Origin of the sequence: Microbacterium sp. Root53, assembly GCF_001426925.1 — a bacterium.
GTDB lineage: Bacteria > Actinomycetota > Actinomycetes > Actinomycetales > Microbacteriaceae > Microbacterium.
On sequence record NZ_LMFR01000021.1, the window covers coordinates 1 to 24,796 of the forward strand.

The 24,796-nt window shown below is 72.0% G+C and carries 28 protein-coding genes; 23 read left to right on the forward strand and 5 right to left on the reverse strand.

Features of this window, described 5'->3' with window-relative positions:
* The first annotated feature begins 120 nt into the window (after positions 1–120).
* The 8 genes from ASD19_RS09060 (at position 121) to ASD19_RS09090 (ending at position 6,172) form a co-directional block, all read left to right on the forward strand.
* Positions 121–591 (forward strand): general stress protein, encoded by a 471-nt coding sequence (locus ASD19_RS09060; RefSeq protein ID WP_055991519.1) that lies wholly within the window; start codon positions 121–123, stop codon positions 589–591.
* Positions 592–660: 69 nt separating this feature from the next.
* Positions 661–1,035 carry an Hsp20/alpha crystallin family protein gene (locus ASD19_RS14070; RefSeq protein WP_200941097.1) on the forward strand — a complete coding sequence of 125 codons (375 nt, stop codon included), beginning with the start codon at positions 661–663 and terminating at the stop codon, positions 1,033–1,035.
* Between the two features lie 114 nt (positions 1,036–1,149).
* The gene (locus ASD19_RS14935) at positions 1,150–1,410 is read left to right on the forward strand and encodes a redoxin domain-containing protein (protein ID WP_327040590.1); all 261 of its coding nucleotides are present in this window, start codon (positions 1,150–1,152) and stop codon (positions 1,408–1,410) included.
* Positions 1,411–1,516: 106 nt separating this feature from the next.
* Positions 1,517–1,957, forward strand: coding sequence for a thioredoxin (trxA, locus tag ASD19_RS09070; RefSeq protein ID WP_200941098.1), 441 nt, complete (start codon positions 1,517–1,519; stop codon positions 1,955–1,957).
* Positions 1,958–2,257: 300 nt separating this feature from the next.
* On the forward strand, positions 2,258–2,746 hold the full coding sequence (locus ASD19_RS09075; protein ID WP_055991528.1) for a group I intron-associated PD-(D/E)XK endonuclease: 489 nt from the start codon (positions 2,258–2,260) through the stop codon (positions 2,744–2,746).
* A gap of 93 nt (positions 2,747–2,839) precedes the next feature.
* Positions 2,840–4,597 (forward strand): bifunctional metallophosphatase/5'-nucleotidase, encoded by a 1,758-nt coding sequence (locus ASD19_RS09080; protein ID WP_055991531.1) that lies wholly within the window; start codon positions 2,840–2,842, stop codon positions 4,595–4,597.
* A 161-nt stretch (positions 4,598–4,758) separates the two neighbouring features.
* Positions 4,759–5,463: an AMIN-like domain-containing (lipo)protein gene (locus ASD19_RS09085; RefSeq protein WP_055991534.1), complete on the forward strand. Its 705-nt coding sequence runs from the start codon at positions 4,759–4,761 to the stop codon at positions 5,461–5,463.
* A 64-nt stretch (positions 5,464–5,527) separates the two neighbouring features.
* On the forward strand, positions 5,528–6,172 hold the full coding sequence (locus ASD19_RS09090; protein ID WP_055991537.1) for a UdgX family uracil-DNA binding protein: 645 nt from the start codon (positions 5,528–5,530) through the stop codon (positions 6,170–6,172).
* A gap of 14 nt (positions 6,173–6,186) precedes the next feature.
* Here ASD19_RS09090 and ASD19_RS09095 read toward each other — a convergent pair whose 3' ends face one another.
* Positions 6,187–6,591 carry a VOC family protein gene (locus ASD19_RS09095; RefSeq protein WP_055991541.1) on the reverse strand — a complete coding sequence of 135 codons (405 nt, stop codon included), beginning with the start codon at positions 6,589–6,591 and terminating at the stop codon, positions 6,187–6,189.
* A 245-nt stretch (positions 6,592–6,836) separates the two neighbouring features.
* Here ASD19_RS09095 and ASD19_RS09100 point away from each other — a divergent pair, with 245 nt between their 5' ends.
* From ASD19_RS09100 to mmsB, 3 genes are read left to right on the forward strand one after another with little or no spacing between them, the layout of a single operon-like run.
* Entirely contained in the window at positions 6,837–8,336 is a 1,500-nt protein-coding gene (locus ASD19_RS09100) for a CoA-acylating methylmalonate-semialdehyde dehydrogenase (RefSeq protein WP_055991543.1), read from the forward strand.
* Between the two features lie 12 nt (positions 8,337–8,348).
* Positions 8,349–9,500 carry an acyl-CoA dehydrogenase family protein gene (locus tag ASD19_RS09105; RefSeq protein WP_055991546.1) on the forward strand — a complete coding sequence of 384 codons (1,152 nt, stop codon included), beginning with the start codon at positions 8,349–8,351 and terminating at the stop codon, positions 9,498–9,500.
* A 49-nt stretch (positions 9,501–9,549) separates the two neighbouring features.
* Positions 9,550–10,467 carry a 3-hydroxyisobutyrate dehydrogenase gene (mmsB, locus tag ASD19_RS09110; protein WP_055991549.1) on the forward strand — a complete coding sequence of 306 codons (918 nt, stop codon included), beginning with the start codon at positions 9,550–9,552 and terminating at the stop codon, positions 10,465–10,467.
* Between the two features lie 19 nt (positions 10,468–10,486).
* Here the strand turns inward: mmsB and ASD19_RS09115 are convergent, their stop codons facing one another.
* Positions 10,487–11,023 carry a MarR family winged helix-turn-helix transcriptional regulator gene (locus ASD19_RS09115; protein WP_055991550.1) on the reverse strand — a complete coding sequence of 179 codons (537 nt, stop codon included), beginning with the start codon at positions 11,021–11,023 and terminating at the stop codon, positions 10,487–10,489.
* Positions 11,024–11,122: 99 nt separating this feature from the next.
* On the opposite strand from ASD19_RS09115, the gene ASD19_RS09120 reads away from it, so the two are divergent.
* From ASD19_RS09120 to ASD19_RS09145, 6 genes are all read left to right on the forward strand, one after another.
* Complete coding sequence (locus ASD19_RS09120; RefSeq protein ID WP_055991976.1) at positions 11,123–11,899, forward strand: electron transfer flavoprotein subunit beta/FixA family protein; 777 nt, start codon at positions 11,123–11,125, stop codon at positions 11,897–11,899.
* A 10-nt stretch (positions 11,900–11,909) separates the two neighbouring features.
* Complete coding sequence (locus tag ASD19_RS09125; protein WP_055991979.1) at positions 11,910–12,893, forward strand: electron transfer flavoprotein subunit alpha/FixB family protein; 984 nt, start codon at positions 11,910–11,912, stop codon at positions 12,891–12,893.
* The gene (locus tag ASD19_RS09130) at positions 12,894–14,261 is read left to right on the forward strand and encodes a cytochrome b/b6 domain-containing protein (RefSeq protein ID WP_055991553.1); all 1,368 of its coding nucleotides are present in this window, start codon (positions 12,894–12,896) and stop codon (positions 14,259–14,261) included. It abuts the gene before it with no gap.
* Positions 14,262–14,305: 44 nt separating this feature from the next.
* Positions 14,306–15,070: an SDR family NAD(P)-dependent oxidoreductase gene (locus tag ASD19_RS09135; RefSeq protein WP_055991556.1), complete on the forward strand. Its 765-nt coding sequence runs from the start codon at positions 14,306–14,308 to the stop codon at positions 15,068–15,070.
* A 213-nt stretch (positions 15,071–15,283) separates the two neighbouring features.
* Positions 15,284–16,594 (forward strand): HNH endonuclease signature motif containing protein, encoded by a 1,311-nt coding sequence (locus tag ASD19_RS09140; protein WP_055991559.1) that lies wholly within the window; start codon positions 15,284–15,286, stop codon positions 16,592–16,594.
* A 118-nt stretch (positions 16,595–16,712) separates the two neighbouring features.
* The gene (locus tag ASD19_RS09145; RefSeq protein WP_055991562.1) at positions 16,713–17,537 is read left to right on the forward strand and encodes a hypothetical protein; all 825 of its coding nucleotides are present in this window, start codon (positions 16,713–16,715) and stop codon (positions 17,535–17,537) included.
* Between the two features lie 73 nt (positions 17,538–17,610).
* On the opposite strand, the gene ASD19_RS09150 is transcribed toward ASD19_RS09145, so the two are convergent.
* Positions 17,611–18,669, reverse strand: coding sequence for a Glu/Leu/Phe/Val family dehydrogenase (locus ASD19_RS09150; protein WP_055991565.1), 1,059 nt, complete (start codon positions 18,667–18,669; stop codon positions 17,611–17,613).
* 240 nt (positions 18,670–18,909) lie between these two features.
* On the opposite strand from ASD19_RS09150, the gene ASD19_RS09155 reads away from it, so the two are divergent.
* Positions 18,910–19,257: a hypothetical protein gene (locus ASD19_RS09155; RefSeq protein ID WP_055991568.1), complete on the forward strand. Its 348-nt coding sequence runs from the start codon at positions 18,910–18,912 to the stop codon at positions 19,255–19,257.
* 10 nt (positions 19,258–19,267) lie between these two features.
* Here ASD19_RS09155 and ASD19_RS09160 read toward each other — a convergent pair whose 3' ends face one another.
* Positions 19,268–20,212 carry an alpha/beta hydrolase gene (locus ASD19_RS09160; protein WP_055991571.1) on the reverse strand — a complete coding sequence of 315 codons (945 nt, stop codon included), beginning with the start codon at positions 20,210–20,212 and terminating at the stop codon, positions 19,268–19,270.
* A gap of 104 nt (positions 20,213–20,316) precedes the next feature.
* Between ASD19_RS09160 and ASD19_RS09165 the strand changes: the two genes are divergently transcribed.
* The 5 genes from ASD19_RS09165 to ASD19_RS09185 all read left to right on the forward strand — a co-directional run bounded on the left by ASD19_RS09165 (position 20,317) and on the right by ASD19_RS09185 (position 24,490).
* Positions 20,317–20,655, forward strand: a complete 339-nt coding sequence (locus tag ASD19_RS09165; protein WP_374198158.1) for an ArsR/SmtB family transcription factor — start codon at positions 20,317–20,319, stop codon at positions 20,653–20,655.
* Positions 20,652–21,143 (forward strand): SRPBCC family protein, encoded by a 492-nt coding sequence (locus tag ASD19_RS09170; protein ID WP_055991577.1) that lies wholly within the window; start codon positions 20,652–20,654, stop codon positions 21,141–21,143. Before ASD19_RS09165 ends, ASD19_RS09170 begins: the two co-directional genes overlap by 4 nt.
* A gap of 273 nt (positions 21,144–21,416) precedes the next feature.
* Complete coding sequence (locus tag ASD19_RS09175) at positions 21,417–21,731, forward strand: hypothetical protein (RefSeq protein WP_055991580.1); 315 nt, start codon at positions 21,417–21,419, stop codon at positions 21,729–21,731.
* Between the two features lie 166 nt (positions 21,732–21,897).
* The gene (locus tag ASD19_RS09180; protein ID WP_200941103.1) at positions 21,898–23,025 is read left to right on the forward strand and encodes a fatty acid desaturase family protein; all 1,128 of its coding nucleotides are present in this window, start codon (positions 21,898–21,900) and stop codon (positions 23,023–23,025) included.
* Between the two features lie 154 nt (positions 23,026–23,179).
* A complete protein-coding gene (locus ASD19_RS09185) occupies positions 23,180–24,490 on the forward strand; it encodes an MFS transporter (RefSeq protein WP_055991587.1) in 1,311 nt (436 codons plus the stop codon).
* Positions 24,491–24,493: 3 nt separating this feature from the next.
* On the opposite strand, the gene ASD19_RS09190 is transcribed toward ASD19_RS09185, so the two are convergent.
* Positions 24,494–24,709, reverse strand: a complete 216-nt coding sequence (locus ASD19_RS09190; RefSeq protein WP_055991590.1) for a KTSC domain-containing protein — start codon at positions 24,707–24,709, stop codon at positions 24,494–24,496.
* Positions 24,710–24,796 lie beyond the last annotated feature (87 nt).

Sequence of the window (24,796 nt, forward strand, 5' to 3'; positions counted from 1 at the left end):
CGTCTGGGCCGTTTGACGCCGATCGAGTTCGAGACCATCATGAACCAGAACCTGGCCCTCGCGGCCTAACCGAAACTGTCACCACTTCGTTCAGCAGACCCTTCTGTTAAAGGAGACATCATGACGAACTCACCCATTTCGACACCCGCCCGTGAACTCCTCGCACGCTACGACGACTACGCGTCTGCGCAGGCCGCGGTCGATCGGCTCTCCGACGCGGAGTTCCCCGTCGAAGAGGTTTCAATCATTGGCTGGAACGTGCGCATCGAGGAGCAGGTGATCGGGCGCATGACACTGGCCCGCGCCGCCGGCTACGGCGCCGCCTCCGGTGCCTGGTTCGGTCTGCTCATCGGCCTCATTCTCGGCATCTTCGCCCCCGTCCTCTTCTTGCTGTGGCTGCTGATCGCCGCGACCGGCCTCGGCGCGCTCTGGGGCGCCCTCTTCGGGCTCGTCGGACATGCCCTATGGCGCGGCAAGCGGGACTTCTCGTCCGTGAAGAACCTCGCGGCCGAGCACTGGGACGTTATGGTCAACCCCGCGCACCTCGACCGAGCGCGCACACTGCTCTCGACGACACAGCCACAGCATTAACGTCTGCCGATACCCCCGCTTTCATGCGGAGTCGGCCAAGGAGCTGGAGAAGGCGACGTCTTCGCAGACTTGGAGACTTTTCTCCAGCTCGGGAATAACGACGCATGCGCGTGCGTCGCCGAGGCCGGACTGCTGACAGTCCGGGCTCATCGAGACACCTCGCGAGAGGACCGCGGTGAGCGCTGGCTGGTCCGTGAGCGCGGTTCGGCGAGCGTGGTGCGGCAGCTTGCACTTGGCGACGAGGTCGATCTTGATGCTATTGCCGCCGACTACCGGGACGGAGTGCTGAGAGTCACACTGCCGGTGAAATCCGACGCGCTCCCGCGCAAGGTCGCGGTCGCCGTCGAATCGTCGTCACCCGCATCGCGGGCTACCGAGTCCACGCCGGCGGAGCAGGAGGCTGCGGACCCAAAAGCCGATCCCGCGCATTCGGTCGCTTCCTGACCGGGCGGCTTCCCGGGGCCCGAAAGGGTCCCGGGCGCCGAAAGCACGGGAACGTCCCCGTTCGGGTGATCCGTCCACTGCAGAAGGCGGGGGTGCGTGATGGACGCTTTCGACGTGCTGGAGTCCGCGACGGTCATCGAGACCGCGCAGGTGCCGGAAACATCGGATGACCTCGCCGCCGTCCGGGACATGTTCAAGAGCGCGCCCCCGATGGACGGACCACGCGTGACGACCGGGCTGGAGCCAGGAACGCCGGCACCGGACTTCGCACTCCCCGCGGCGGACGGCACGATCGTGCGGTTGTCGGAGATGCGCGGAACGCCGGTGGCGGTGGTGTTCTACCCGCTGGACTGCATGCACGCCTGGCGGCACTGACCGGTGGCCGGCTGCGCACCCCGGTCGTGCACATCGACGGCGAGTGGCTCATGGAGCCCAGCCTCCGCCAGGTGCAGGCCGTGCTCGCCCGTCACGGGGTGTGGCTGTGAACGTGGTGACGTGCCCGGGGTGCGCGGCGAAGAACCGCGTGCCCCCGGCACGCGCCGGGCGAGTCCGATGCGCGAAGTGCCACGCCGACCTGCCGTGGCTCGTGGAAGCGGACGACGACTCGTTCGACACGGTCGTCGGCGACGCTACCCTTCCCGTGCTCGTCGACGTGTGGGCGCCCTGGTGCGGGCCATGCCGCCAGATCGCGCCCGTCGTCGAGCAACTATCCCGCGACCTCGCCGGACGCCTCAAGATCGCCAAGGTCAACGCGGACACCTCGCCGCGCGTCTCCCAACGACACGGAATCTCCTCAATCCCCACCCTCCTGCTCTACCGCAACGGAAAAGAGGCAGACCGCATGATCGGCGCCGCCCCTGCCCCGCAACTGCGCACCTGGATCGAACGCTCACTCACCATGGACGGAACGCACCACCGGTGACGCATCTCCAGTCCGGTAGCAGACGTTCTATCGGACTGAGCAACAGCCGAGACGGCGTCGGTGGGGAGCGGTTTCCGCCGGTGCGCCATGCGGTCGTGTCGGAGGCTGCTGGATACTCCGGGGGGGCGGTGAGTATCTCCGCCAACATCACCCAGCTCCTCGCGCGGTCCCTGGGGCCGCGCGGGTCGCGCGGACTGGTCGGGTCGGCTCGGGGTCGACTACAGCCACTTCCGCGGTCGGCGGCGATGGGACGAACACGCCCTTCGTGCGGCGATATCGACCGGAGAGTCCTGGGACGACGTGGCTGAGAAGCTCGATGTCCAGGGGCCGGGCGCGGTAAGCGTGCTCAAGGGCCACGCGCTGCGTCTGCACATCGACATCGGGCACCTCGCGGAGCCGCCGGAAGGGCGCCGGAGGGTCAGGACGCCGGACACCGCACACCTGCGCAAGGCGGGGCCGTTGCTCGCCGCCGCGTGGTTCACGCTCTGCGGCGAGGATGTGTCGTGGCCTCTCGAGCCGTGTCGCTACGACCTGCTGGTGTCGGGAGCCGACGGCATCCGGCGCATCCAGGTGAAGACCACGACCGTCCGCGCCGGTGATTCGTGGAAGGCCTACCTCTCGACCACTCGGGGACAGCGGAGGCCGTACGATCCGGACGAGATCGACGAGTTCTTCGTGATCGATCCCGACATGACCTATTACCTGATCCCCGTCGCGTCGGTGGGAGGGCTCCACGCCATCCACCTCAGCGCGTACCAGGAGCACCGCCTGCCTCACCTGGGCAGTTGAGCCCGTGGCGTGTTCACATCGGCGTCACTCGGTGGCGTTAGCGTGCGGACAGGCCCCGCGATCGCGGGCCGTCGTCATGCTCGAAGGAGAACCGTGAAGCTTCACCTCGCGTCCGCGCTCGCGGCCGTGCTGGTCGCGACCGCCGCTGTGCCCGCCGCAGCCGCGCCCGAGGACCACACGCTCGACCTGACCCTGCTCGCCACCACCGACCTGCACGGCAACGTCGCGAACTGGGACTACTTCAACGACCGGCCCTACTCGGACCGGGCCGGGGACGCGATCGGGCTCGCGTCGGTCGCCTCCGTGGTCGACGCCGTCCGCGAGGAGCAGGGCGACGACAGCGTGATCGTGGTCGACAACGGCGACGCGATCCAGGGCACGCCGCTCAGCTACTACTACGCGGTGCAGGAGCCGGTCGAGGAGACCGGCGCCGTCCACCCCATGGCCGCCGCCTACGACGCGATCGGCTACGACGCGCAGGTCGTGGGCAACCACGAGTTCAACTACGGTCTCGACACGCTCGAGGCCTATGAGGGCGCGCTGGACTTCCCGCTCCTGGGCGCGAACGTCATTGACGTCGCGACGGGGGAGCCGGCCCTGAAGCCGTTCACGATCGTCGCCAAGCGCGTGCCGGGCGAGAAGCCGGTCAAGGTCGGCATCCTCGGACTCACGACGCCGGGGTCGGCCATCTGGGACAAGGGCAACGTCGAGGGCCGGCTGGAATTCCAGGACATGGTGCAGGCCGCGCAGACCTGGGTCCCGCGGGTCAAGGAGGCGGGCGCCGACGTGGTCGTCGTGCTGTCGCACGCCGGCCTGGGCGCATCGTCGTACGACGAGTCGATCGCGGCGCCCGAGAACCCCTCCGACGTCATCGCCCGCACGGTGCCGGGCATCGACGTGATGGTGCTCGGACACACGCACCGCGATGCGCCGTCGCAGACGATCGTCAACGAGGTGACCGGCGAGGAGGTGCTGCTCACGCAGCCGTACCGCTGGGGATCCACGGTCTCGCGCGTCGACCTCGACCTCAGCAAGGTGCGCGGCCAGTGGCAGGTCGACTCCGCGCAGGCGTCGGCCATCCGGACCAGGGACTACCCGCAGTCGCAGGAGATCCTCGACCTGGTCGCCGAGCAGCACGCGACCACGGTGGCGTACGTGAACCAGGTCGTCGCCCAGTCGACGCAGGAGCTGTCGGCCGTCACCTCGCGCTACGAGGACACGCCGATCATCGACTTCATCCAGCAGGTGCAGACCGACACGGTGGACGCGGCGCTCGAGGGCACGGCGTACGCCGAGCTGCCGGTGCTCTCGATCGCGGCGCCGTTCTCGCGCACCGCGGTGTTCCCGGCCGGCGACGTCTCCGTCAAGGACATCGCGTCGCTGTACATCTACGACAACACGCTCCACGCGGTGACGATGACCGGAGCGCAGATCGACGACTACCTCGAGTTCTCGAACAAGTACTTCGCCACCGTGCCGGCCGGCTCGACGTTCGACCCGGCGCGCGACACGGGCGCCGGCGGAACGCCCGACTACAACCTCGACATCACCGCGGGGCTGGACTACTCGGTGGACCTCTCGCAGCCCGTCGGCTCGCGGGTTGACGGCATCACGCTGGCCGACGGCACGCCCCTCGCGGACGACACCCAGGTGGTCGTGGCGGTCAACAACTACCGGCGCTCGGGCGGCGGCGGCTTCCCGCACATCGCCTCGGCTCCGCTCGTCTACGACGAGCAGAAGGAGATCCGCCAGCTGCTGATCGACTGGGCCCAGGCGAAGGGCACGATCGACCCGGCCGACTTCTGGCAGGACTCGTGGGAGCTCACCGTGGCGGGCACGCCGATCGGCTGATCCACGCCGCTGGAACGAGGGGCCCCGCCGCACGGCGGGGCCCCTCGTCGCGTCCGCTCGGGCGATCTTCGAAGACTGCCGCCATACCGTGATCGTCCGCCCGTTTCCGCCGCCGAGACGCGGGCGTAAGATGGCGCTCCCCGGGCGTCAGGAGGCGTCAGATGAGCACCACAAGGGGACCCCTTCGAACCGGATCGGCCGGCGGCGCGATCGCCGCGCTGGCCCTTCTGTTCTCACTGGCGGCGTGCACCGGCGGCCCGCCGCAGCCGCCGCCGACCACGGGCTCGGCCGGGCCCACCGAGACCGCCTCGCCGCCCGGCTCCACTCCGGGCGAGAGCCCGCCCGCCACCACGCCGGGCTCGACACCCGACATGACGCCCCCGGCGACGGCCAGCCCTCCGCCCGAGACGCCGTGCCCCGACGCGGGCGGGACCGACCGGGTCGAGGACGGATTCCCGCAGCGGCTCTCGACCGTCGTGGGCGCCGAGATCCGGACAGGGGCGCACGAGCCGTGCTTCGAGCGCGTGGTGATCGAGTTCTCCGGATCGGGCACGCTGCCGGGCTATCGCGTCGAGTACCGGGACGACCCGATCCTCGACGCGCCGCGGGGCGAGCCGGTCGACGTCGCCGGCGACGCGACGCTGGTCGTGTCGGCGGGCGCCTGGATGCCGGGCCCGGATGGCGCGGGTTACGACGGGCCGGCGCAGCTGCATCCCGACAACGTCTCGGTGATCCAGGAGCTCGAGCGGATCGAGAACTTCGAGAGCCAGACGTCGTGGGCGATCGGTCTCGACCGCGAGCGCGACTTCACGGTCACGACGCTCGAGGATCCGATGCGGCTGGTGGTCGACATCTCGCTCGACTGACCTCCGTCGTCCCGCTCTGTCAAGCGGATCGCCGTGCGGGGCGCGTCCGCGTCACCATGGGGCGATGGCGGCAGACGGCGAGGAGCGCCCCGGCGCGGAGCACTGGGTCCCGCACGGCGCGGACCTGCAGGAGCTGCGACGTGCGGCCGAGGGGTGCCGCGGGTGCGAGCTGTGGCGCGACGCGACGCAGGTGGTGTTCTCGTCGGGCCCGGATGCGGCGCAGATGATGCTGGTCGGCGAGCAGCCCGGCGACCGAGAGGATCTCGAGGGCGAGCCGTTCGTCGGCCCCGCGGGGCGGGTGCTGGACGAGGCGCTCGCCGCGGCGGGCGTCGCGGGCGACGCGGTCTACCGCACGAACGCCGTGAAGCACTTCCGCTTCGAGCGCCGCGGCAAGCGGCGGATCCACGAGAAGCCGTCGGTCGCGCACGTCACCGCGTGTCACGCGTGGCTCGAGGAGGAGATCGCGCTCGTGCGGCCCACGGTCATCGTCGCGCTCGGCGCGACGGCCGCGCGAGCGGTGCTCGGCAGGTCGGTGAGGATCGGCGAGGTCCGCGGCATGGTGATGGAATCGTCGGACCCCTCGGGCACACCGACCGTCGTGACCGCGCACCCGTCGAGCATCCTGCGCATCCGCGAGGACGCGGACCGCCGGGCCGCCCTCGCGCATCTCGTGGACGTCCTCCGTCGGGCCGCCGAGCTGATCCGCTGAGTCCGCGCCCCGGGTCAGCCGACGTCGCGGGGCGGGTTGTGCATGAACTCGATGCGGATGCCGTCGACGTCCTCCAGGAAGGAGGCGTAGTACCGGTCGGTGAAGCGCGGGTACTCCTTGGGGTCGCGCACCGCGGTCCAGCCGGCGTCGAGCGCGATGCGGTGCAGCCGCTCGACCTCCGCGCGCGAGTCGACCGCGAACGCGAGGTGCTGCCAGCCGACCCGGCCGTGCACGTGCGGGCCCGTGCCGGGCTCGCGCGCCGGCATCACGATGAACTCGGTCTCGCCCTCGCGCCACCACGACGCGGAGTTCTCGGCGTCGGACCTCTCGAAGCCGAGCGCCTGCAGGATCGGATCGAAGCGCGCGATCGCATGCGGGACGTCGTCGACGGTGATTCCGAGGTGATCGAAGACGGGCATGGGGTCAGTGTAGGGCGGGCGTGGGGTGGAGCCGGTGGCGGTTGGGTGCGCTCCGACTCCGCTCGCTGACGCTCGCTCCGCTGACGACCGGGGTGGGCTGGCGCTCGCTCCGCTCAACGACCGGCGACGTGAGTTCGCATACTGATGAATCCATCGCCGATCGAGTGCGATAATCTCTGGTCCCAGGTATTTGGACGGCGTACTATCTCCTTTGAAGGACAACGGATGTCCGACGGGAGACGGCGATGGTGCGAGAGCTCACCCACTTCATCGGCGGAGCGCACGTGCAGGGCACGTCCGGCCGCTTCGGCGACGTGTACGACCCGAGCACCGGCGAGGTGCAGGCGCGCGTCCCGCTCGCGAGCTCGGCGGAGGTCGCGGAGGCGATCGCGGTCGCCGAGGCCGCGCAGATCGAGTGGGGCGATCAGAACCCGCAGAAGCGCGCCCGCGTGCTCCTGAAGTTCCTCGACCTGGTCGCGAAGGACCTGCCGCATCTGGCCCGTCGGCTCTCGAGCGAGCACGGCAAGACGATCGCCGACTCGATGGGCGACATCCAGCGCGGCGTCGAGGTCATCGAGTTCGCCGCGGGCGCCCCGCACCTGCTGAAGGGGGAGTACACCACGGGGGCCGGTGCGGGCATCGACGTGTACTCCATGCGCCAGCCGCTCGGGGTCGTGGCCGGCATCACGCCGTTCAACTTCCCCGCTATGATCCCGCTCTGGAAGGCGGGCCCGGCGCTCGCCGCGGGGAACGCCTTCATCCTCAAGCCCAGCGAGCGCGACCCCTCGGTCCCGCTGCGGCTCGCCGAGCTGTTCCTGGAGGCGGGGCTGCCGGCGGGGGTGCTCAACGTGGTCAACGGCGACAAGGAGGCGGTCGACGCGATCGTGCGCGACACCCGGGTCAAGGCCGTGGGCTTCGTCGGCTCGACGCCGATCGCCCAGTACATCTACGCCACGGCCGCGGCGAACGGCAAGCGGGCGCAGTGCTTCGGCGGCGCCAAGAACCACCTCGTTGTGATGCCGGATGCCGACCTCGACCAGGTCGCGGACGCGCTCGTCGGCGCGGGATACGGGTCCGCGGGGGAGCGCTGCATGGCGATCTCGGTCGCCGTGCCGGTCGGCGCCGAGACCGCGGACGCGCTCGCCGCCAAGCTCGCCGAGCGGGTCGCGCACCTGCGCGTCGGCCCGGCGCTCGAGGAGGGCTTCGACTACGGCCCGCTGGTCACGGCCGAGGCGAAGGCCCGCGTCGAGCGCTACATCCAGCTCGGCGTCGAGCAGGGTGCCACGCTGCTCGCCGACGGCCGCGGGCTCGCCGTGCCCGGCCACGAGAACGGGTTCTACATCGGCCCGACGCTCTTCGATCACGTCACGCCCGACATGGACGTCTACCGCGACGAGATCTTCGGCCCGGTGCTGATCATCGTGCGGGCCGACACCTACGAGGACGCGCTGCGCCTGGCGAGCGAGAACCCCTACGGCAACGGCGTGTCGATCTTCACGCGCGACGGGGACGCGGCTCGGGACTTCAGCGCCCGCGTGAACATCGGCATGGTCGGCGTCAACGTCCCCATCCCCGTCCCGATCGCGTACCACACGTTCGGCGGCTGGAAGAGCTCGGGGTTCGGCGACCTGAACCAGCACGGGCCGGATGCGTTCCGGTTCTACACGAAGACCAAGACGGTCACCAGCCGGTGGCCGTCGGGGATCAAGGAAGGCGCGAGCTTCGTCATCCCGACGATGCACTGAGGGGACCGTGACATGAGCATGACGATGACCGACACCGAGGAGCGCCTGGCCCTCGTCGAGATGGTGCGGGAGTTCGCGGAGACCGCGCTGGCCCCCTACGCGGGGGAGTGGGATCTCGAGAAGCACTTCCCGGTCGAGACGCTGCGGCAGGCGGGGGAGCTGGGACTCGGCGGCATCTACGCCCGCGAGGACGTCGGCGGCTCCGGTCTCACGCGCCGCGACGCGCTGGCGATCTTCGAGGAGCTCGCCAAGGGCGACACGACGATCGCCGCGTACATCTCGATCCACAACATGGTGGTCTGGATGATCGACACGTTCGGCGACGAGGAGCAGCGCCGGCGCTGGGTCCCGCGGCTGGCCGCCATGGAGGATCTCGCGAGCTACTGCCTCACCGAGCCGGGCGCCGGATCCGACGCCGCCGCGATCACGACCTCCGCGCGGCGCGAGGGCGACGAGTACGTGCTCAACGGCACCAAGCAGTTCATCTCGGGCGCGGGCGCCTCGGCGGTGTACGTCGTGATGGCGCGCACGGGCGGACCCGGGCCGAAGGGGATCAGTGCGCTGATCGTCCCCGGCGACGCTCCCGGCCTCTCGTTCGGGCCGAACGAGCGGAAGATGGGCTGGAACGCGCAGCCGACGCGGCAGGTGATGTTCGACGACGTCCGGGTGCCGGCCTCGCACCTGCTCGGCGACGAGGGCACCGGCTTCCACATCGCCATGAAGGGCCTCAACGGCGGCCGCGTGAACATCGGCGCGTGCTCGCTCGGCGGCGCCCAGTGGGCGCTGGACCGCGCGGTGGCGCACGTGCAGCAGCGGCCCGCGTTCGGCGCTCCGCTGGCGGCGCTCGACTCGGTCGTGTTCACGCTCGCCGATATGGAGACCCGGCTGCAGGCCGCTCGGGCCCTGCTCGAGCGCGCGGCCGCGAAGATGGACGAGAACGCGCCGGATGTGGCGGTGGCGTGCGCGCTCGCGAAGCGCTTCGCGACCGACGCCGCGTTCGAGGCCGCCAATGCGGCCCTCCAGCTGCACGGCGGATACGGCTACCTCCACGACTACGGGATCGAGCGCGTGGTCCGGGACCTCCGCGTGCACCAGATCCTGGAGGGCGCCAACGAGATCATGAAGCTGATCGTCGGGCGCGACCTGCTCGAGAGGAAGCGCTGACCCGCACCTCGCAGACGGGGTGCCGAACCCAGGCGTCGAAGGAGACGACATGAGCATCATCGCGTTCATCGGCCTCGGCCACATGGGCGGCCCCATGGCCGCCAACCTCGTCCGCGCGGGGCGCGACGTGCGCGCCTTCGACCTCGTGCCCGAGCTCTGCGCGGCGGCGCGCGACGCCGGCGTCGCGATCGCGGAGTCGGGCGAGGCGGCCGCCGCCGAGGCGGACGTCGTCATCACGATGCTGCCCGAGGGTCGGCACGTGCTCGCCGCGTACGGAGACGGCACGGGCGACGGACTCCTCGCGACAGCGAGACCGGGCACGCTGTTCATCGACTCGTCCACCATCGCCGTCGATGACGCGCTGATGGCCGCCTCGCGGGCCGTCGCGGCGGGTCATCGTGCGCTGGACGCGCCGGTGTCGGGCGGCGTGGTCGGTGCGGAGAACGCGACGCTCGCGTTCATGGTGGGCGGCGACGAGGCCGACTTCGTCGAGGCGAAGCCCATCCTCGAGCTGATGGGGCACCGGATCGTGCACTGCGGCCGCGCGGGGCTGGGTCAGGCGGCCAAGGTCTGCAACAACCTCATCCTCGGGATCTCGCAGATCGCCGTCGCCGAGGCTTTCGTGCTCGGCGAACGACTGGGGCTGTCCCACCAGGTGCTGTTCGACGTCGCCTCCAACGCGTCCGGGCAGTGCTGGGCGCTGACCACCAACTGCCCGGTGCCGGGACCCGTGCCGACAAGCCCCGCGAACCACGACTACCGCCCGGGGTTCGCCGGCGCGCTCATGGCGAAGGACCTCGGCCTCGCGGAGCAGGCGATCGCCCGCACCGGGGTGGATGCGCGCCTCGGGCTGCTCGCGAGGGAGATCTACCGGGAGTTCGCCGAGGGGCCGGGCGCCCAGCAGGACTTCTCGGCGATCATCAACACGATCCGGGCGCAGGCGGAGCCGGGAGCCTCGGGACGATGACGGGCCGGCGTCCGGCGGATCAGAGCGGCTCGGGCATCGGCCGCGGGTCGGTGAAGTCGCCCGCGCGCCGGCGCAGCCGCGCGATGATGTGCGCGAGCGAGCGCAGCTCGTCCGCGTCGAGCCCGATCTGCTCGAACACCTTCGCGTTGAGCGCGTGCGTCGCCCGCTCGGCGAGATCGCGTCCCTCGTCGGTGAGGGTCAGGATGGCCGCACGCCCGTCCTGCGGATGGGCCTCGCGCCGCAGCAGCCCGTCCTGCTCCAGGCGCCGCACGGTGTTCGTGACGCTCGCCGGATGCACCTGCAGGCGGGTCGTGGCGGAGGACATCGGCAGCCGGCCCTCCCGCGTGAACGCCAGCAGCCGCAGCATCTCGTACCGCGCGAAGGTCAGCCCGAACGGGCGCAGGGCGCCGTCCACCCGCGCGAGCATCAGCTGGTGCGCCCGCATGATCGACGTCACCGCCGCCATGCCGTCGGCGGCGTCCTCCCACTCGTGCGCGATCCACTGGCGCCGGGCCTCGGCGATCGGATCCACCGGCAGCGGTGAGTGCGGAGCCATCCGGTGCACCTCCCTGTCTCACGGTCACGTTATCGGGTGGACGCCGGCGTCCTCCGCGGCGCCGCGCGAGCGCCGGGCATCGACGGACGGGAGCCGCGGATGAGGATCGTGGTGCTCGCGAAGGAGGTGCCGGACACGGCGGGGGACCGGAGCCTGTCGCTGGAGACGGGTCTCGCGGAACGCGAGGCCGCGGCGCGGGTGCTCGACGAGATCTCCGAGCGCGCGATCGAGGTCGCCCTGCGGTACGCCGACGCCCATCCGGGGACCGAGGTGGTCCTCGTGTCGATGGCCCCCGCCACGGCCGCCGCCACGCTCCGGAAGGGACTCGCGATGGGCGCCACGTCGGCCCTGCTCGTGGCCGACGACGCGCTGCGCGGCGCCGACCTGTCCCTGACCGCCGAGGTGCTCGCCGCCGCCGTGCGCCGGGTCGGCTTCGACCTCGTGATCGCGGGCGACCGGTCGACGGACGGGTCGGGCGGGGTGCTGCCCGCGATGCTCGCGGAGCGCCTGGGCGTCGCGCACGCGACCTCGCTCGCCTCGGTGGAGATCGCGGAGGAGCGGGTCTCGGGGGCGCGCGCCGTGGAGGCGGGCGTCGCGCGCGTGACGGCCGCGCTGCCCGCGGTGATCTCGATCACCGAGGCGCTGCCCGACCCGCGGCTCGCGAGCATCAAGGGGATCATGGCCGCCAAGAAGAAGCCCTTCGAGACCGCGAGCCTCTCGGACCTCGACGTCGAAGCGGAGCGGATCGACGCCCCGCGGTCGATCATGATCGCGGTCGCCGAGCGGCCGGCGCGGGGCGCGGGGACGATCATCACGGACCAGGGGGATGCGGGCGAGCGCCTGGCGGAGTTCCTCGTAGAGAACCGGCTGGTGTGAGGTGGAGGACGTGGAGATCGCCGAGGACGCCATCCTGGTCGTGGTCGAGCTCGCTCCCGACGGCGAGCCGGCGGCCTCCGCGGCGGGGCTGCTGGGCGCCGCCGACGCCGTGGGAGCGCCCGTCGCGCTCGTGGTCGCACCGGCGGAGCGGCATGAGGCGCTCGCCGCGGCCGTGGCCGCGCTCGGGGCCGAGACCGTGCTGCTCGCGGCGCCCACGGGAGATCCGGCGCTCCTGACCGTGCCGACAGTCGACGCGCTCGCTGCGGCGTACGCGCTGGTGCAGCCCGACGCGGTGCTGGTGTCGAACTCGGTGGAGGGGCGCGATGCCGCGGGCCGCTTCACGGCGCGCGCGGGGCTTGCGATCGCGGTCGACGCAGTCGGGGTCTCGCGGGACGAGCTCGGCATCGTGGCGCACCACTCGGTGTACGGCGGCGCGTACACCGTGGACTCCGCCGTCACCTTCGGCGCCCCGGTCATCACGCTCCGGCAGGGGGCGGTCGAGCATCGGGCGCAGCCGCGGCCCGTGACGTCGCGCGTGCTCGATGTCGAGTCGTCGGGCGCGCCCGCCGCCGTGGTCGAGTCCTTCGAGGCGACCTCCGGGGCGACGTCGCGCCCGGATCTGCGGGGCGCCGCGAGGGTCGTGGCGGGCGGGCGGGGGCTGGGATCCGAGGAGGGGTTCGCGCTCGTCGGCCGGCTCGCCGATGCGCTCGGCGCGGCAGTGGGCGCATCCCGTGCGGCGGTCGACGCGGGGTACGTCCCCGCCGCGCACCAGGTCGGGCAGACGGGCGTCTCGGTCTCGCCCCAGCTGTATGTCGCCCTCGGCATCAGCGGCGCCGTCCAGCACCGCGTCGGCATGCAGACCGCGAAGACGATCGTCGCGATCAACAAGGACGCCGCCGCGCCGATCTTCGAGATCGCCGACTTCGGGGTCGTGGGCGACGTGTTCACCGTCGTGCCGCAGCTGATCGCCGCCCTCGAGGCACGGAGGCCCTGAGTGGCGACCTACGGCACGACGATCCGCCGCGGCCTGCCGCGCGTCCCGGGCGGCGAGCCGTGGCCGCCCGGTCCGGAGGGGGCGGCGCCGGCGCTCGCCGCGGAGCCCGAGCCGACCGCCGGGGAGCCGGAACGCGGGGAGCGCGGTCGGGTCGAGGCTCAGCCGGAACCGGCACCCGTCGAGGTCGGGCGGGCCGGCGAGGACCCCGGCCCGGCGATCACGGCGTCCGGACCCGTGCGACGCGGCCTGCCGCGCGTGCCGGGCGGCGAGCCGTGGCCGTCCGCGGCGTTCGCCGCGCGCGTGGCCGAGCGCCTCGCGGGGGCGGGTGCCGACCGGGCGAGCGGCCGGGAGGCGCCCGCGCCGCGATCGTCCACGGTCCCCGTGCGGCCGGTGCCCGATGCGGCATCGAGCCCGGGGCGCGCGGTCGCGCCGACGCGGCGCCCCAGCGCGGCGCCCGAGCCCGAGCGGATCGGGCCGTACACGCGGGGGCAGTGGGTGGGCGCCGCGCTCCTCACCGCCGGCGCCCTGCTGTACGCCGCCGCGATGGTCGTGCTCCTGACCCGCTGGATCGTGTCGCTCGACGGAGTGCGCGCGTTCATCGCCGCGTATCCGGGGGCCTATCCGCTCCCGGCGGGCGCCCCGGTGGGCATCCCCGCCTGGCTCGGCTGGCAGCACTTCTTCAACGTGTTCCTGCTCGTGCTCATCATCCGCAGCGGGTGGCAGGTGCGCACCGAGCGGCGCCCGCCGGCGTACTGGGCGCCGCGCGCCAAGCCGAGGGGCCGGATCAGCCTCTCGCTGTGGTTCCATCAGTCGCTCGACCTGCTGTGGCTCGTGAACGGCGCGATCTACGTCATCCTGCTGTTCGCGACGGGCCAGTGGATGAGGATCGTCCCGACCTCGTGGGACGTCTTCCCGCACGCGCTGAGCGCGCTGCTGCAGTACGCCGCGCTCGACTGGCCCACCGAGAACGGATGGGTGCACTACAACGCCCTGCAGCAGCTGTCGTACTTCGGCGTCGTGTTCGTCGCGGCGCCGCTCGCGGCGATCACGGGGTTCCGCATGTCGAACCTCTGGCCCGCACGGGCGAAGACGTTGAACCGGATCCTCCCCGTGGAATGGGCGCGCGCGGTGCACTTCCCCGTGATGATCGTGTTCGTGCTGTTCATCGCCGTGCACGTGACGCTCGTCCTCGCCACGGGAGCGCTGAGGAACCTGAACCACATGTACGCCGCGAAGGACGTCGTCGACTGGACGGGCTTCTGGATCTTCGGCGCGTCGATGCTCGCGATCGTCGCGGCGTGGGTCGCGGCGCGTCCGCTCGTTCTCGCGCCCGTCGCCCGGCTGTTCGGCACGGTGTCGGGACGATAGACCGCGAGACGTCGGGTACGGATACGAGACACGGAGGAGAGCGAATGCACATCGAGGGAGCCAGCGCGCTGGTCACGGGGGCCGCGTCGGGCCTGGGGGAGGCGACCGCACGGGCGCTCGCACGCCACGGCGTCGACGTGATCGGGGTCGACCTGCCGTCCGCCGTCGAGCGTGCCGGGTCCGCGCCGGACCGCGAGGCCGGCGTGCGGCTCGTCGCGGCAGACGTGGCGGACGAGGAGCAGGTCCGGGCCGCCGTGGGGGTCGCAGCGCCGGGATCGCTCCGCGTCGTCGTCAACTGCGCCGGCATCGCGCCCGCGCGGCGGATCGTCTCCTCGCGGGGAGCGCACGACCTCGAGACCTTCCGGCGCGCGATCGAGGTCAACCTGGTCGGCACCTTCAACGTGATGCGGCTCGCGGCCGAGGCCATGGCGCAGAACGAGCCGGACGAGCAGGGGCAGCGCGGGCTCATCGTCAACACCGCGTCGGTGGCGGCGTTCGAGGGCCAGATCGGCCAGATCGCCTACGCGGCCTCGAAGGGCGGCGTCGCGGCCATGACCATCGCCGCCGCGCGAGACCTCGCGCAGCACGGCATCCGCGTGAACACGATCGCCCCCGGCATCGTCGACACCCCGATGCTCGCGTCGCTCGGCGAGGAGGTGAACGCCTCGCTCGCCGCCACCGTGCCGTTCCCGCACCGCCTCGGCCGCCCGGAGGAGTTCGCGCGGCTGGTCCTGTCGATCGCCGAGCTTGACTACCTCAACGGCGAGACCATCCGCCTCGACGGCGCCCTCCGCATGGCCCCGCGCTGAGTGGAGGCGCGCCAGCGCCGCCCCCACCCTCCGGTCGTTGAGCGGAGGCGCGCCAGCGCCGGAGTCGAAACGTGTCCAAACCGTCCCTGCAGACCGGCCCACAGCTCGTCCACAGGATGCCCTCAAGACGAGTTCTCCACAGATCTCGTTTGAACCCCTGATCTGCCCTTTCCAACCCGTCGAATGTCGGTGGCCCCGGGAAGAATCAGGGGCATGACGACGGAGCCGCACTCGACCGGGTGGACCACCACCCTCGGCGAACTGGCGCGCACGTCCGAGCTGGTGGACGACTTCCTCGCGCAGGAGCGGGCGATCGCGCAGGCGAAGGCGCGGCAGGCGCGGATCCTCGCCGAAGCCCGCGCGATCGCCGAGTCGCAGATGCGCCGCGCCGGCACGGGTTCGGAGTTCGAGCACCCGGTGCGATCGATCGCGGCCGAGTTGGGCGTCGCGGCGCGGATCTCGGACCGGTCCATCCGGCTCCGCATGGAGTGGGCGGTGGACCTCGTGGACGGGTTCCCGGCCACGTTCGCCCTGTTCGAGGAGGGGCGCATCTCGGAGGGTCACGTCCGAGCGACCCTGGACGCCGGCAGCCGTCTCGAGGATGACGACTCCCGCGCCGAGTTCGAGCAGATCATCCTGCCCCGCGCGGTGAAGCTCACCGCCGGGCAGCTCGGGTCCGTCGCACGGAAGCTCGCCGATGACATCGAGCCGCTGCCACTGGAGGAGCGGCACGAGGAGGCCATGGCCGACCGCTCCGTCCGCGTGGCTCCGCTCCCGGACGGGATGGGGGAGTTGACCTACGTCGGTCCCGCGGTCACTGTGTACGCGATGCACGACCGGGTGACGCAGATGGCGCGCACGATCCACCGCACCAAGACGGAGGGCGACGACCGGACGTTGGATCAGATCCGGGCGGACGTGTTCGCCGAGATCGCCCTCGCCGGGTTGCCCACCGCGGAGCTGATCGACCAGCACGGTGGCGACGCCCTGACGCAGATCAAGGCGACCGTGCAGGTCACCGTGCCGTGGCAGTCACTGACCGGCGTCGGCGACGAGTCGGCGTTCCTCGCCGGTTACGGGCCCATCCCCGCGGAGGCCGCGCGCCGCCTGGCCGGGGAGGCCGCCAAGTGGACGCGCCTGTTCACCGACCCCGACACCGGGTGCTTGAAGACCGTCGACACCTACACGCCCACGAAGGCGCAGCGAAGGTTCCTGATCGCCCGGGACGAGCACTGCCGCTTCCCCGGCTGCCGGCAGCCGGCGGTCCGCTGCGAGGACGACCACACCATCCCGTACTCCCACGGTGGCCCCACCACCGTCGGGAACCTCGCCAACCTGTGCCGGGCCCACCACGTCCTGAAACACAACTCGAATTGGGACTTCCGACACGGACCCGGCGGGGTGATGGAGGTCATCAGCCCGACCGGCCGGATAGTCAAGCACAAACCCACCCCGGTCGTGAGGTTCGAGGCATCCGCCGAGATCGCCCGCGCCGACTTCGGCGCCGACCCGCCCCCGTTCTGACGCTTCCCGCTCACCGGCGTATACCGCGTGGACCGCGCGAGCGCAATGCCCTGTCCGCCGTGCGAAGCGGTGCGTTCACTGGGATCACCGCAGGGTGAATCCCGAAAGGAGCATCGTCATGAGCACTCCCACCGATCCGGACCGGACGACCCCGGAGGACCCGCGCCGCGCGCCCGAGCACGGCCGTCACGTTCCCGGCGACGGCGACGCAGGCTACGGCAGCGACGAGCCGACGCGCTCGTACGACGTGGCCCCGGGCGACGACCGGACCCGCGCGCACGACGTCGACGACTCGCGTGACCGCCGCGTCGACGACAGGCGGGACGACGGCGTCGTCCACCATGACGCGGCTCCCGCGACCGGCGTGGCCGGGATGCCGGGCCGCGAGGTGCGCGAGGAGGTCGTGGCACGCGAGAAGGAGGAGTTCGGCGGCATGAAGTTCGGCTCGGCCTTCTTCGGCTGGCTGTGCGCCATGGGCATGACGGTCCTGCTCACGGCGCTCGTCGCCGGGACCGGGGCCGCGCTGGGCCTCGGCGCACAGGTCGACCCCGAGCAGGCCGCGGAGGAGAACGCCGGCACGATCGGGATCGTCGGCGCGATCATCGTGCTGGTCATCCTGTTCATCGCGTACTACTGCGGCGGCTACGTGGCCGGCCGGATGTCGCGCTTCAGCGGAGCCAAGCAGGGCGTCGCCGTCTGGCTCTGGGCGATCATCATCGCCGTCGTGGTCGCGATCATCACGGCGATCGCGGGCGCGCAGTGGAACATCCTCGCCGAGGTCAACACCTTCCCGCGTCTGCCCTTCAACGAGGGCGAGCTGACCACGCTCGGCGTCATCACCGCCGTGGGCGCGCTGCTGGTGAGCCTGGGAGGCGCCGTTCTCGGCGGCGTCGCGGGCATGCGGTTCCACCGCAAGGTCGACAAGGTCGGCTTCGGGCGCTGACCCGGCACTCCGGCCCAGACGCGAAGGCCCGCCGATCCGGCGGGCCTTCGTCGTGCCCGGGGGCGTCGCGCCGTCAGACGTGCACGTCGGTCCGGGCGCGTGCGAGCCGCTCGGCGACGATGCGGCTGGCGGCCTCGACCGTCGTGACGCCCTCGCGCTCGGCGACGTCGAACACCGACCGCAGCGTGTCGGCGATCCCGTCGAGGCGCGCGTCGAGCTGGGCCCGCGGCAGATCGACCGGGGCGTCGAGGAAGATCACGCCGCCCGCGTTCACCAGGAAGTCGGGGGCGTAGACGATCCCGCGCGCGGCGAGCTGCTCGGCGCCGTCCGGGCGCAGCAGCTGGTTGTTCGCGGGTCCGACCACGGCCCGGGCGGCCAGTTCCTCGATGACGGTCGGGGACAGCATGCCGCCGACGCCGGCGGGGATGAACACGTCGGCGTCGACGCGGTGGGCCTCGGCCGGCTCGACCCACGCGGCGCCCAGGCGCTCGGCGAGGTCGCGGCGCTCGGGGTTGACGTCGCACACGGTGAGGACCGCGCCCTCGGCGGCGAGCTGCTCGGCGAGGCTCGAGCCGACATGGCCCAGCCCGGCGATCGTCATCCGGCGTCCGGCGACGGCGCCGCTGCCGTCCATGCGCCGCAGCGTCTCGCGGATCGCCGCGTACACGCCGTGCGCGGTGTGCCGCGCGGGGTCGCCGTGGCCACCGGTCTCGGGCGGCAGGCCCACGACGTGGGCGGTCTGCTCGGCGACGACGGCCATGTCGGCCGACGTGACGCCCACGTCCTCGGCCGTCCGGTAGCGGCCGCCCAACTGCTCGACCAGGTCGCCCAGGTCGAGGAAGGCGGCGCGCCGGCGCTCGTCCTCGAGGCGCTCGCCGATCGGCAGATGGATGACGGCCTTGCCGCCGCCGGCGTCCAGCCCGGCGAGCGCGTTCTTGAAGGTCATGCCCTGCGACAGACGCAGGGCGTCGTCGACCGCGTCCTGCCACGACGGGTAGTTCCAGACTCGGCAGCCGCCCAGGGCGGGGCCGAGCACGGTGCTGTGCACCGCGACCGCGATGACCAGGCCGGATCGGCGGCCGGTGACCACGCTCAGGTGCTCGTGCTCGAAGGGGGTGGTGATCTCAGACACGATGGTTCCGTTCTCTCGGGTGCGGCTTGTGGCCGCTATGGAGATTCCACGCCCATCGCGCAGGGGCATCAAGGCCCCGCGCGGATTCTGATCATCCTGCTCGTCCACGGGCCGATCCCGGTGGCGCGGACGCGCAGGATGCGCCGCCATCCGGCGCTCGTCAAGGCGGGTGCCTCGAGCGTCCCTCGCCGGTAGACCGGAACGCACGAGGACAGACGTACAGGACGAGGGAGGTGCGGCGTGACCGTCAAGCTGAACGAGAGCGCGCTGCGTCACGCGAAGAAGCTCGTGCGAGACGGGCGCGTGGTGCACGACGAGCGCGACGACTGGAGCGAGCACGCGCTGCCCGCGAAGAAGGAGACGGCGTGGCGCGAGGAGCACGGCTGGGGCGAGTACGCCCGGTGGCACCTCGGCATCGACACGGATGAGAACGAGGAGACCAAGGCGCACTACTCGTTCCCGTTCGGGGATTACGAGAAGGTGCACCGCTGCGCCGTGATCTCGCTCGAGTCCCGGGCCGCGCAGTACGACCACGACGAGATCGCGGCCGCGGCGAAGGAGCTGCTGGAGCTGATCGACGCCGAGTGACGCAGACCGGTCAGCGCGGCGCCACGGCGTCGCGCAGCCACGCGACCGCGCGTTCGGTGAACCGGGCGGCGACCTCGGCGTCCACCCCGAGGGTGTCGAAGCCGTGCGGCGCCCCGGGCACGACGTCGAGCACGACGGGCACACCGGCCGCCTTCAGCCGCCGCGCGTAGGCGACGTCCTCGTCGTGGAAGAGGTCGATGTCGCCGACGCCGATCCACGTGGGAGGCAGTCCGCGGAGATCCTCGCGCCGCGCGGGAGCGGCCGCCGCCGGCACGGTGTCCTCGCCGGGGCGCGCGGTCCCGAGCAGCAGCGCGGTCCAGCCGACCCGGTTCGCGGCGTTGTTCCACACCGGGTGGTCGAGTGCGTCGAGGTCGGTGCGGGTCGCCGTGCGGTCATCCAGCATCGGGTAGATCAGGAGCTGCGCGACCGGCTCGGTCCCTCGGGAGCGACCGCGGGCGGCGTCGTGCACCGCGTTGACCACCGAGGCCGCCAGGCCGCCGCCGGCGCTGGCCCCGCCGACCGCGACGCGCGCGGGGTCGACGCCGAGCTCCGCGGCGTGCGCCTGCAGCCAGGTCCATGCGGCCAGGCAGTCCTCCTGCGGCGCGGGGAACGGATGCTCCGGCGCCAGCCGGTACTGCGGCGCCACGACCGTGATCCCGAGCTGCGCCGCCATCCGCGCGCACAGCCGGGCGTCCTGCCGCGGTGCGCCGATCACCATGCCGCCGCCGTGGATCCACAGCAGGGCGCCGCCGGTGTGCGTGCCGGGGGAGTGGACGCGCAGCCGCAGGGAACCGGCGCGCAGGTCGCGCGTGGTGACGCCGGGCGCGCGCGCCGCCGGCACGAGGTGCCGCGCCCCGAACCGCGCCAGCACGCGCATCGCGGCGTTGCCGACGTCGACGCGCGGCGCCCGTCGCGCCATGTCGCGCAGGTCGGGATGCACGTCGTCGAGCCTCATGCGGACAGCCTGGCACGCAGGCCCGGCGTGCTCAGCAGGCGCGTCGCGGAAGGCGTTCACACCGTCGGATGCCCGCGCTAACGTACAACCAAATGGTTGTACAAATGGGAGCCCAGCTCAGCGACGCGGAGGTCGACGCGATCTTCCACGCGCTCGCCGATGCGACGCGACGCGACATCGTGACGCGCGTCATCGAGCGCGAGCGGTCGGTCTCGGCGCTCGCGGAGCTGTACGACATGAGCTTCGCCGCGGTGCAGAAGCACGTCGCCGTGCTCGAGCGCGCGTCGCTCGTGACCAAGCAGCGCCGCGGGAGGGAGCAGATCGTGCACGCCGAGCCATCGGCGATACGGGACGCCCGCCGTCTCCTCGACCGGTTCGAGGACCTCTGGCGGCAGCGCATCGACCGGATGCAGAGCATCCTCGACGAAGGAGAAGAGCGATGACGTTCATCGAAGCGGTGAAGGACCCCGACGCCCTCACCATGACCATGGTCGCCGAGTTCGACCGCCCCGCCGAGCGGGTCTGGAAGTTGTGGGAGGACCCGCGGCAGCTCGAGCGCTGGTGGGGCCCTCCGGGGTGGCCGGCGACCTTCACGCGCCATGACTTCGCTGTGCCGGGGCGCTCGACGTACTACATGAGCGGCCCGGAGGGCGAGAAGGCCCACGGGTGGTGGAGCCGGCTCGAGATCGCGGAGCCGACGACCCTGCGGGTCGAGGACGGCTTCGCCGACGAGAACGGCGATCCCACCGGCGACCTGGGCTCCACCGTGTTCACCGTGACCCTCGAGCCGACCGACGGCGGCGGCACGCGCATGTCGATCGCCTCGCAGTTCGAGTCGGCGGAGCAGCTCCAGGCCATGGTGGACATGGGCATGGAGGAGGGCATGAAGGGGTCGCTCGGGCAGATCGACGCGATCCTGGCCGAGGACTGACAAGGCACGCGAGGCGGCCCGGGCGCGTGCGCCGCCCGGGCCGCCTCGCATCGCGCGGAGCCGATGCCCAGGCGGCCCGGCTAGACTGGGGGAGCGCGACCGCCTGACCGGCGATTCCGACGCCCGTTCTCACCGGGCGCCCCGGTCTGCGGATATCGCGCCATCCGACCGCTCACCCGGTCCACCCCCTTCGCACACGCCGAATCGCGCGTGCGCCCGCACCTTCCGCGATGCGCCGACGACGGCGCCGTCGCCTCCACGAAACGATCACCCATGCACTCCGCACTTCCCCCTGTCCACCTCGACCACGTCGGTCCCGCGGCTCTCCGCTGGAAGCAGGCCGACCACGACGTCTACGTCGCGACCCTCCACGACGAGTTCGCCGGCTTCATCGCCGTCACCGGCGACGACCGCTTCGCGCTGCACGGCCCGCAGGGTCAGCCCATGGGCGCCTTCCGCACTCAGCACGAGGCGCGCGCGGCGCTGCGAGCCGAGCTGCAGGAGGCCGCCGCGCCTGCTCCCGAGACCCGGAAGCGCGCCACCCCGCCCCGCCGCACGCGCCGGCCGCGCGCCCGAGTGCGCGGCTGAGCCCGCCTGGTGGGACGGCCCCTATCGGTGCGCTGGGTGTCGCCCGGGCAACCGCCTGGTATACGCGACGCCGCATGCCTCGGCCTGTAACGTAAGCCTCAGCGATCGGCATCCGCCTTTGGCTTCGAAGGCCGTCCGGCGGCCGACCGATCGACAGGGGCACGCCATCTCCTCCACCGACACCCTCGTCCGCGCGGACGCCGTCGCCAGCCGTCTCGGGCCCGTGCGTCAGACGTATGCCGGGACCGACACATATCCGCCCATCGCCCGCGCCTACACGCAGGTGTCGCAGGTCGTGCGAGAGACCGGCCTGCTGCGCCGCGCGGTCTGGTTCTACGCCCTCGTCGGCGTCGCGCTCGCCCTGGCATTCGGCGGCGTGGTCACCGGGTTCATCCTGCTCGGCGACAGCTGGTTCCAGCTGCTCATGGCGGCGGCGCTGGGCATCCTGTTCACGCAGGTCGCCTTCCTCGCCCACGAGGCCGCCCACAAGCAGATCCTCACCACCGGTCCGGCGAACGACCGGCTGGCGCGCATCCTCGCGGCAGGCGTCGTCGGCATCAGCCTCTCCTGGTGGGACGCCAAGCACACCCGCCACCACGCGAACCCCAACCGGGTGGGCAAGGACCCCGACATCGAGGTCGACACGATCTCGTTCCTCGACGCCGACGCGGCCGACGCCCGCGGGCTGCGACGCTGGATCACGCGCCGCCAGGGCTGGCTGTTCTTCCCCCTGCTCACGCTCGAGGGGCTCAACCTGCACTTCCTCGGCCTCAAGCACCTGTTCTCGCGTGAGCCCGTCAAGGGCCGCTGGCTCGAGCTGAGCCTGATCGCGCTGCGCCTCGCCGTCGTGCTGGTGCCCGTGTTCCTGCTGCTGCCTCTCGGCATGGCGTTCGCGTTCGTCGGCGTGCAGCTGGCCGTGTTCGGCGTCTACATGGGCGCCTCGTTCGCGCCCAACCACAAGGGCATGCCGATCATCGCCCACGACGCCAAGCTCGACTTCTTCTCGAAGCAGGTGCGCACTTCGCGCAACATCTCGGGCGGCTGGTGGGCGACCACCCTCATGGGCGGCCTGAACTACCAGGTGGAGCACCACCTGTTCCCGAACATGCCCCGGCCGCACCTGGCCAAGGCGCGCGAGATCGTCCGCGACTACTGCGCCTCGTTCGACGTGCCCTACACCGAGACCACGCTCTGGCGCTCGTACGGCATCGTGATCGAGTACCTCAACCGCGTCGGCATCGCCGCGCGCGACCCGTTCGACTGCCCGGCGGCCGCGCAGCTGCGCCGCGCCTGAGGGGATCGCGTGCAGCGCACGCGACATCGCCGAGGACCCCGCAACCCGACAGTCGTCGGAGAGCGGGGTCTTCTGGCGCAGGTCGGCAGGATCCATGCCACGGGTGTCCGATCGGCCACGTCCCGGCGCGTCCGCGGGCGGTGAGAATGAGGGGATGACCCCGCCGTCTCCCGCGCCGACCCGGCCGCGCCTGCATCCCGCCTGGATCGTCGCGATCGTGGCGTTCCTGGCCCTGGTGGGCGCCGCCGGCTTCCGTGCGGCGCCGAGCGTGTTCATGGTGCCGATCGAGGCCGAGCTCGGTTTCAGCCGCACCGACCTGTCGATCGCGATCGGCATCAACATCGTGCTGTTCGGTCTGACGGCGCCCTTCGCCGCGGCGCTCATGGACCGGTTCGGGCTGAAGCGCGTCACGATCGCGGCGCTCGCGCTCGTGGCCTCCGGCGCCGTGCTCGGCACGCTCGCGACGGCGCCGTTCGTGCTGTGGCTGACGTGGGGCGGGCTGATCGGGATCGGCACGGGATCCATGGCGATGGTCTTCGCCGCCACCGTGACGCAGCGCTGGTTCATCCGGCATCGCGGCGTGGTCTCCGGCGTGCTGAGCGCGGGAAGCGCGACGGGCCAGCTGGTGTTCCTGCCGCCCACCGCGTGGCTGGCGACGGAGGTGGGGTGGCGCGAGGCGAGCCTGGTGGTCGCGGGCGGCGCGCTGATCGTCGTGCCGCTCGTCGCGTGGTTCCTGCATGACTCGCCGCACCGCATCGGGCTGCTGCCGTACGGCGCGGATCCCGCGGATCCCCCCGCGCCGCCGTACCGGTCCCTCGTCAACCCGGCCGTGCTCGCGCTGCGCGCGCTGCGCGACGCCGCGCGGCAGCGGACCTTCTGGGCGCTCGTGATCGGCTTCGCGGTGTGCGGCGCCTCGACCAACGGCCTGATCGGCGCGCACTTCATCCCCGCCGCGCACGACCACGGCATGACCCAGCCGGTCGCGGCGGGACTGCTCGCGACCGTCGGCATCTTCGACATCGTCGGCACGGTGTTCTCCGGCTGGCTCACGGACCGGGTGAACCCGCGCATCCTGCTGGGGGTGTACTACGCCGGTCGCGGCATCAGCCTGCTGTTCCTGCCGTTGCTGCTCTCGAGCGAGGTCCACCCACCCATGTGGTTCTTCATCGTGTTCTACGGACTGGACTGGGTCGCCACCGTGCCGCCGACCATCGCCCTGTGCCGCGAGGTGTTCGGCGACCGCGGGCCGCTCGTGTTCGGCTGGGTGTTCGCGAGCCACCAGCTCGGCGCCGGCATCGCGACGATCCTCGCCGGCATCGTCCGCGACGCCACGGGCCAGTACACGATCGCCTGGTTCGCCGCGGCAGGGCTTTGCATCGTGGCGGCGCTGGTGTCGCTGCGCATCCGGCGGGTGCCGGTCGCGCCGCCCGAGCCGGACCCGCTCGTCGAGGAGCGGGTCGGCTGAGCCTCACCAGCCGATGTGCTGGGACGGGTACACGTCTCGGATGCGCTCGCTGAAGAACCGGCCCGCGCTCGCGGCGTTGCGCAGGCCGCGGTACACGGACGGCGGCACGGCGAAGTACCGGTAGACGTCGCCGGTCGTGAACTCGATCTCGAGCACCGCCGTCCCCGGGTCGTACCCCGCAGCGGCGATCACGCTGGAATCGAGCGACACGCGCCTCATCCCGTTCCCCCGTCCGCACCCTGCTTCGACGGTAGACGCCCGCGACGCCTCGGCGACCCGGGATTGACGGCCGGCGAAGCGTGCGGT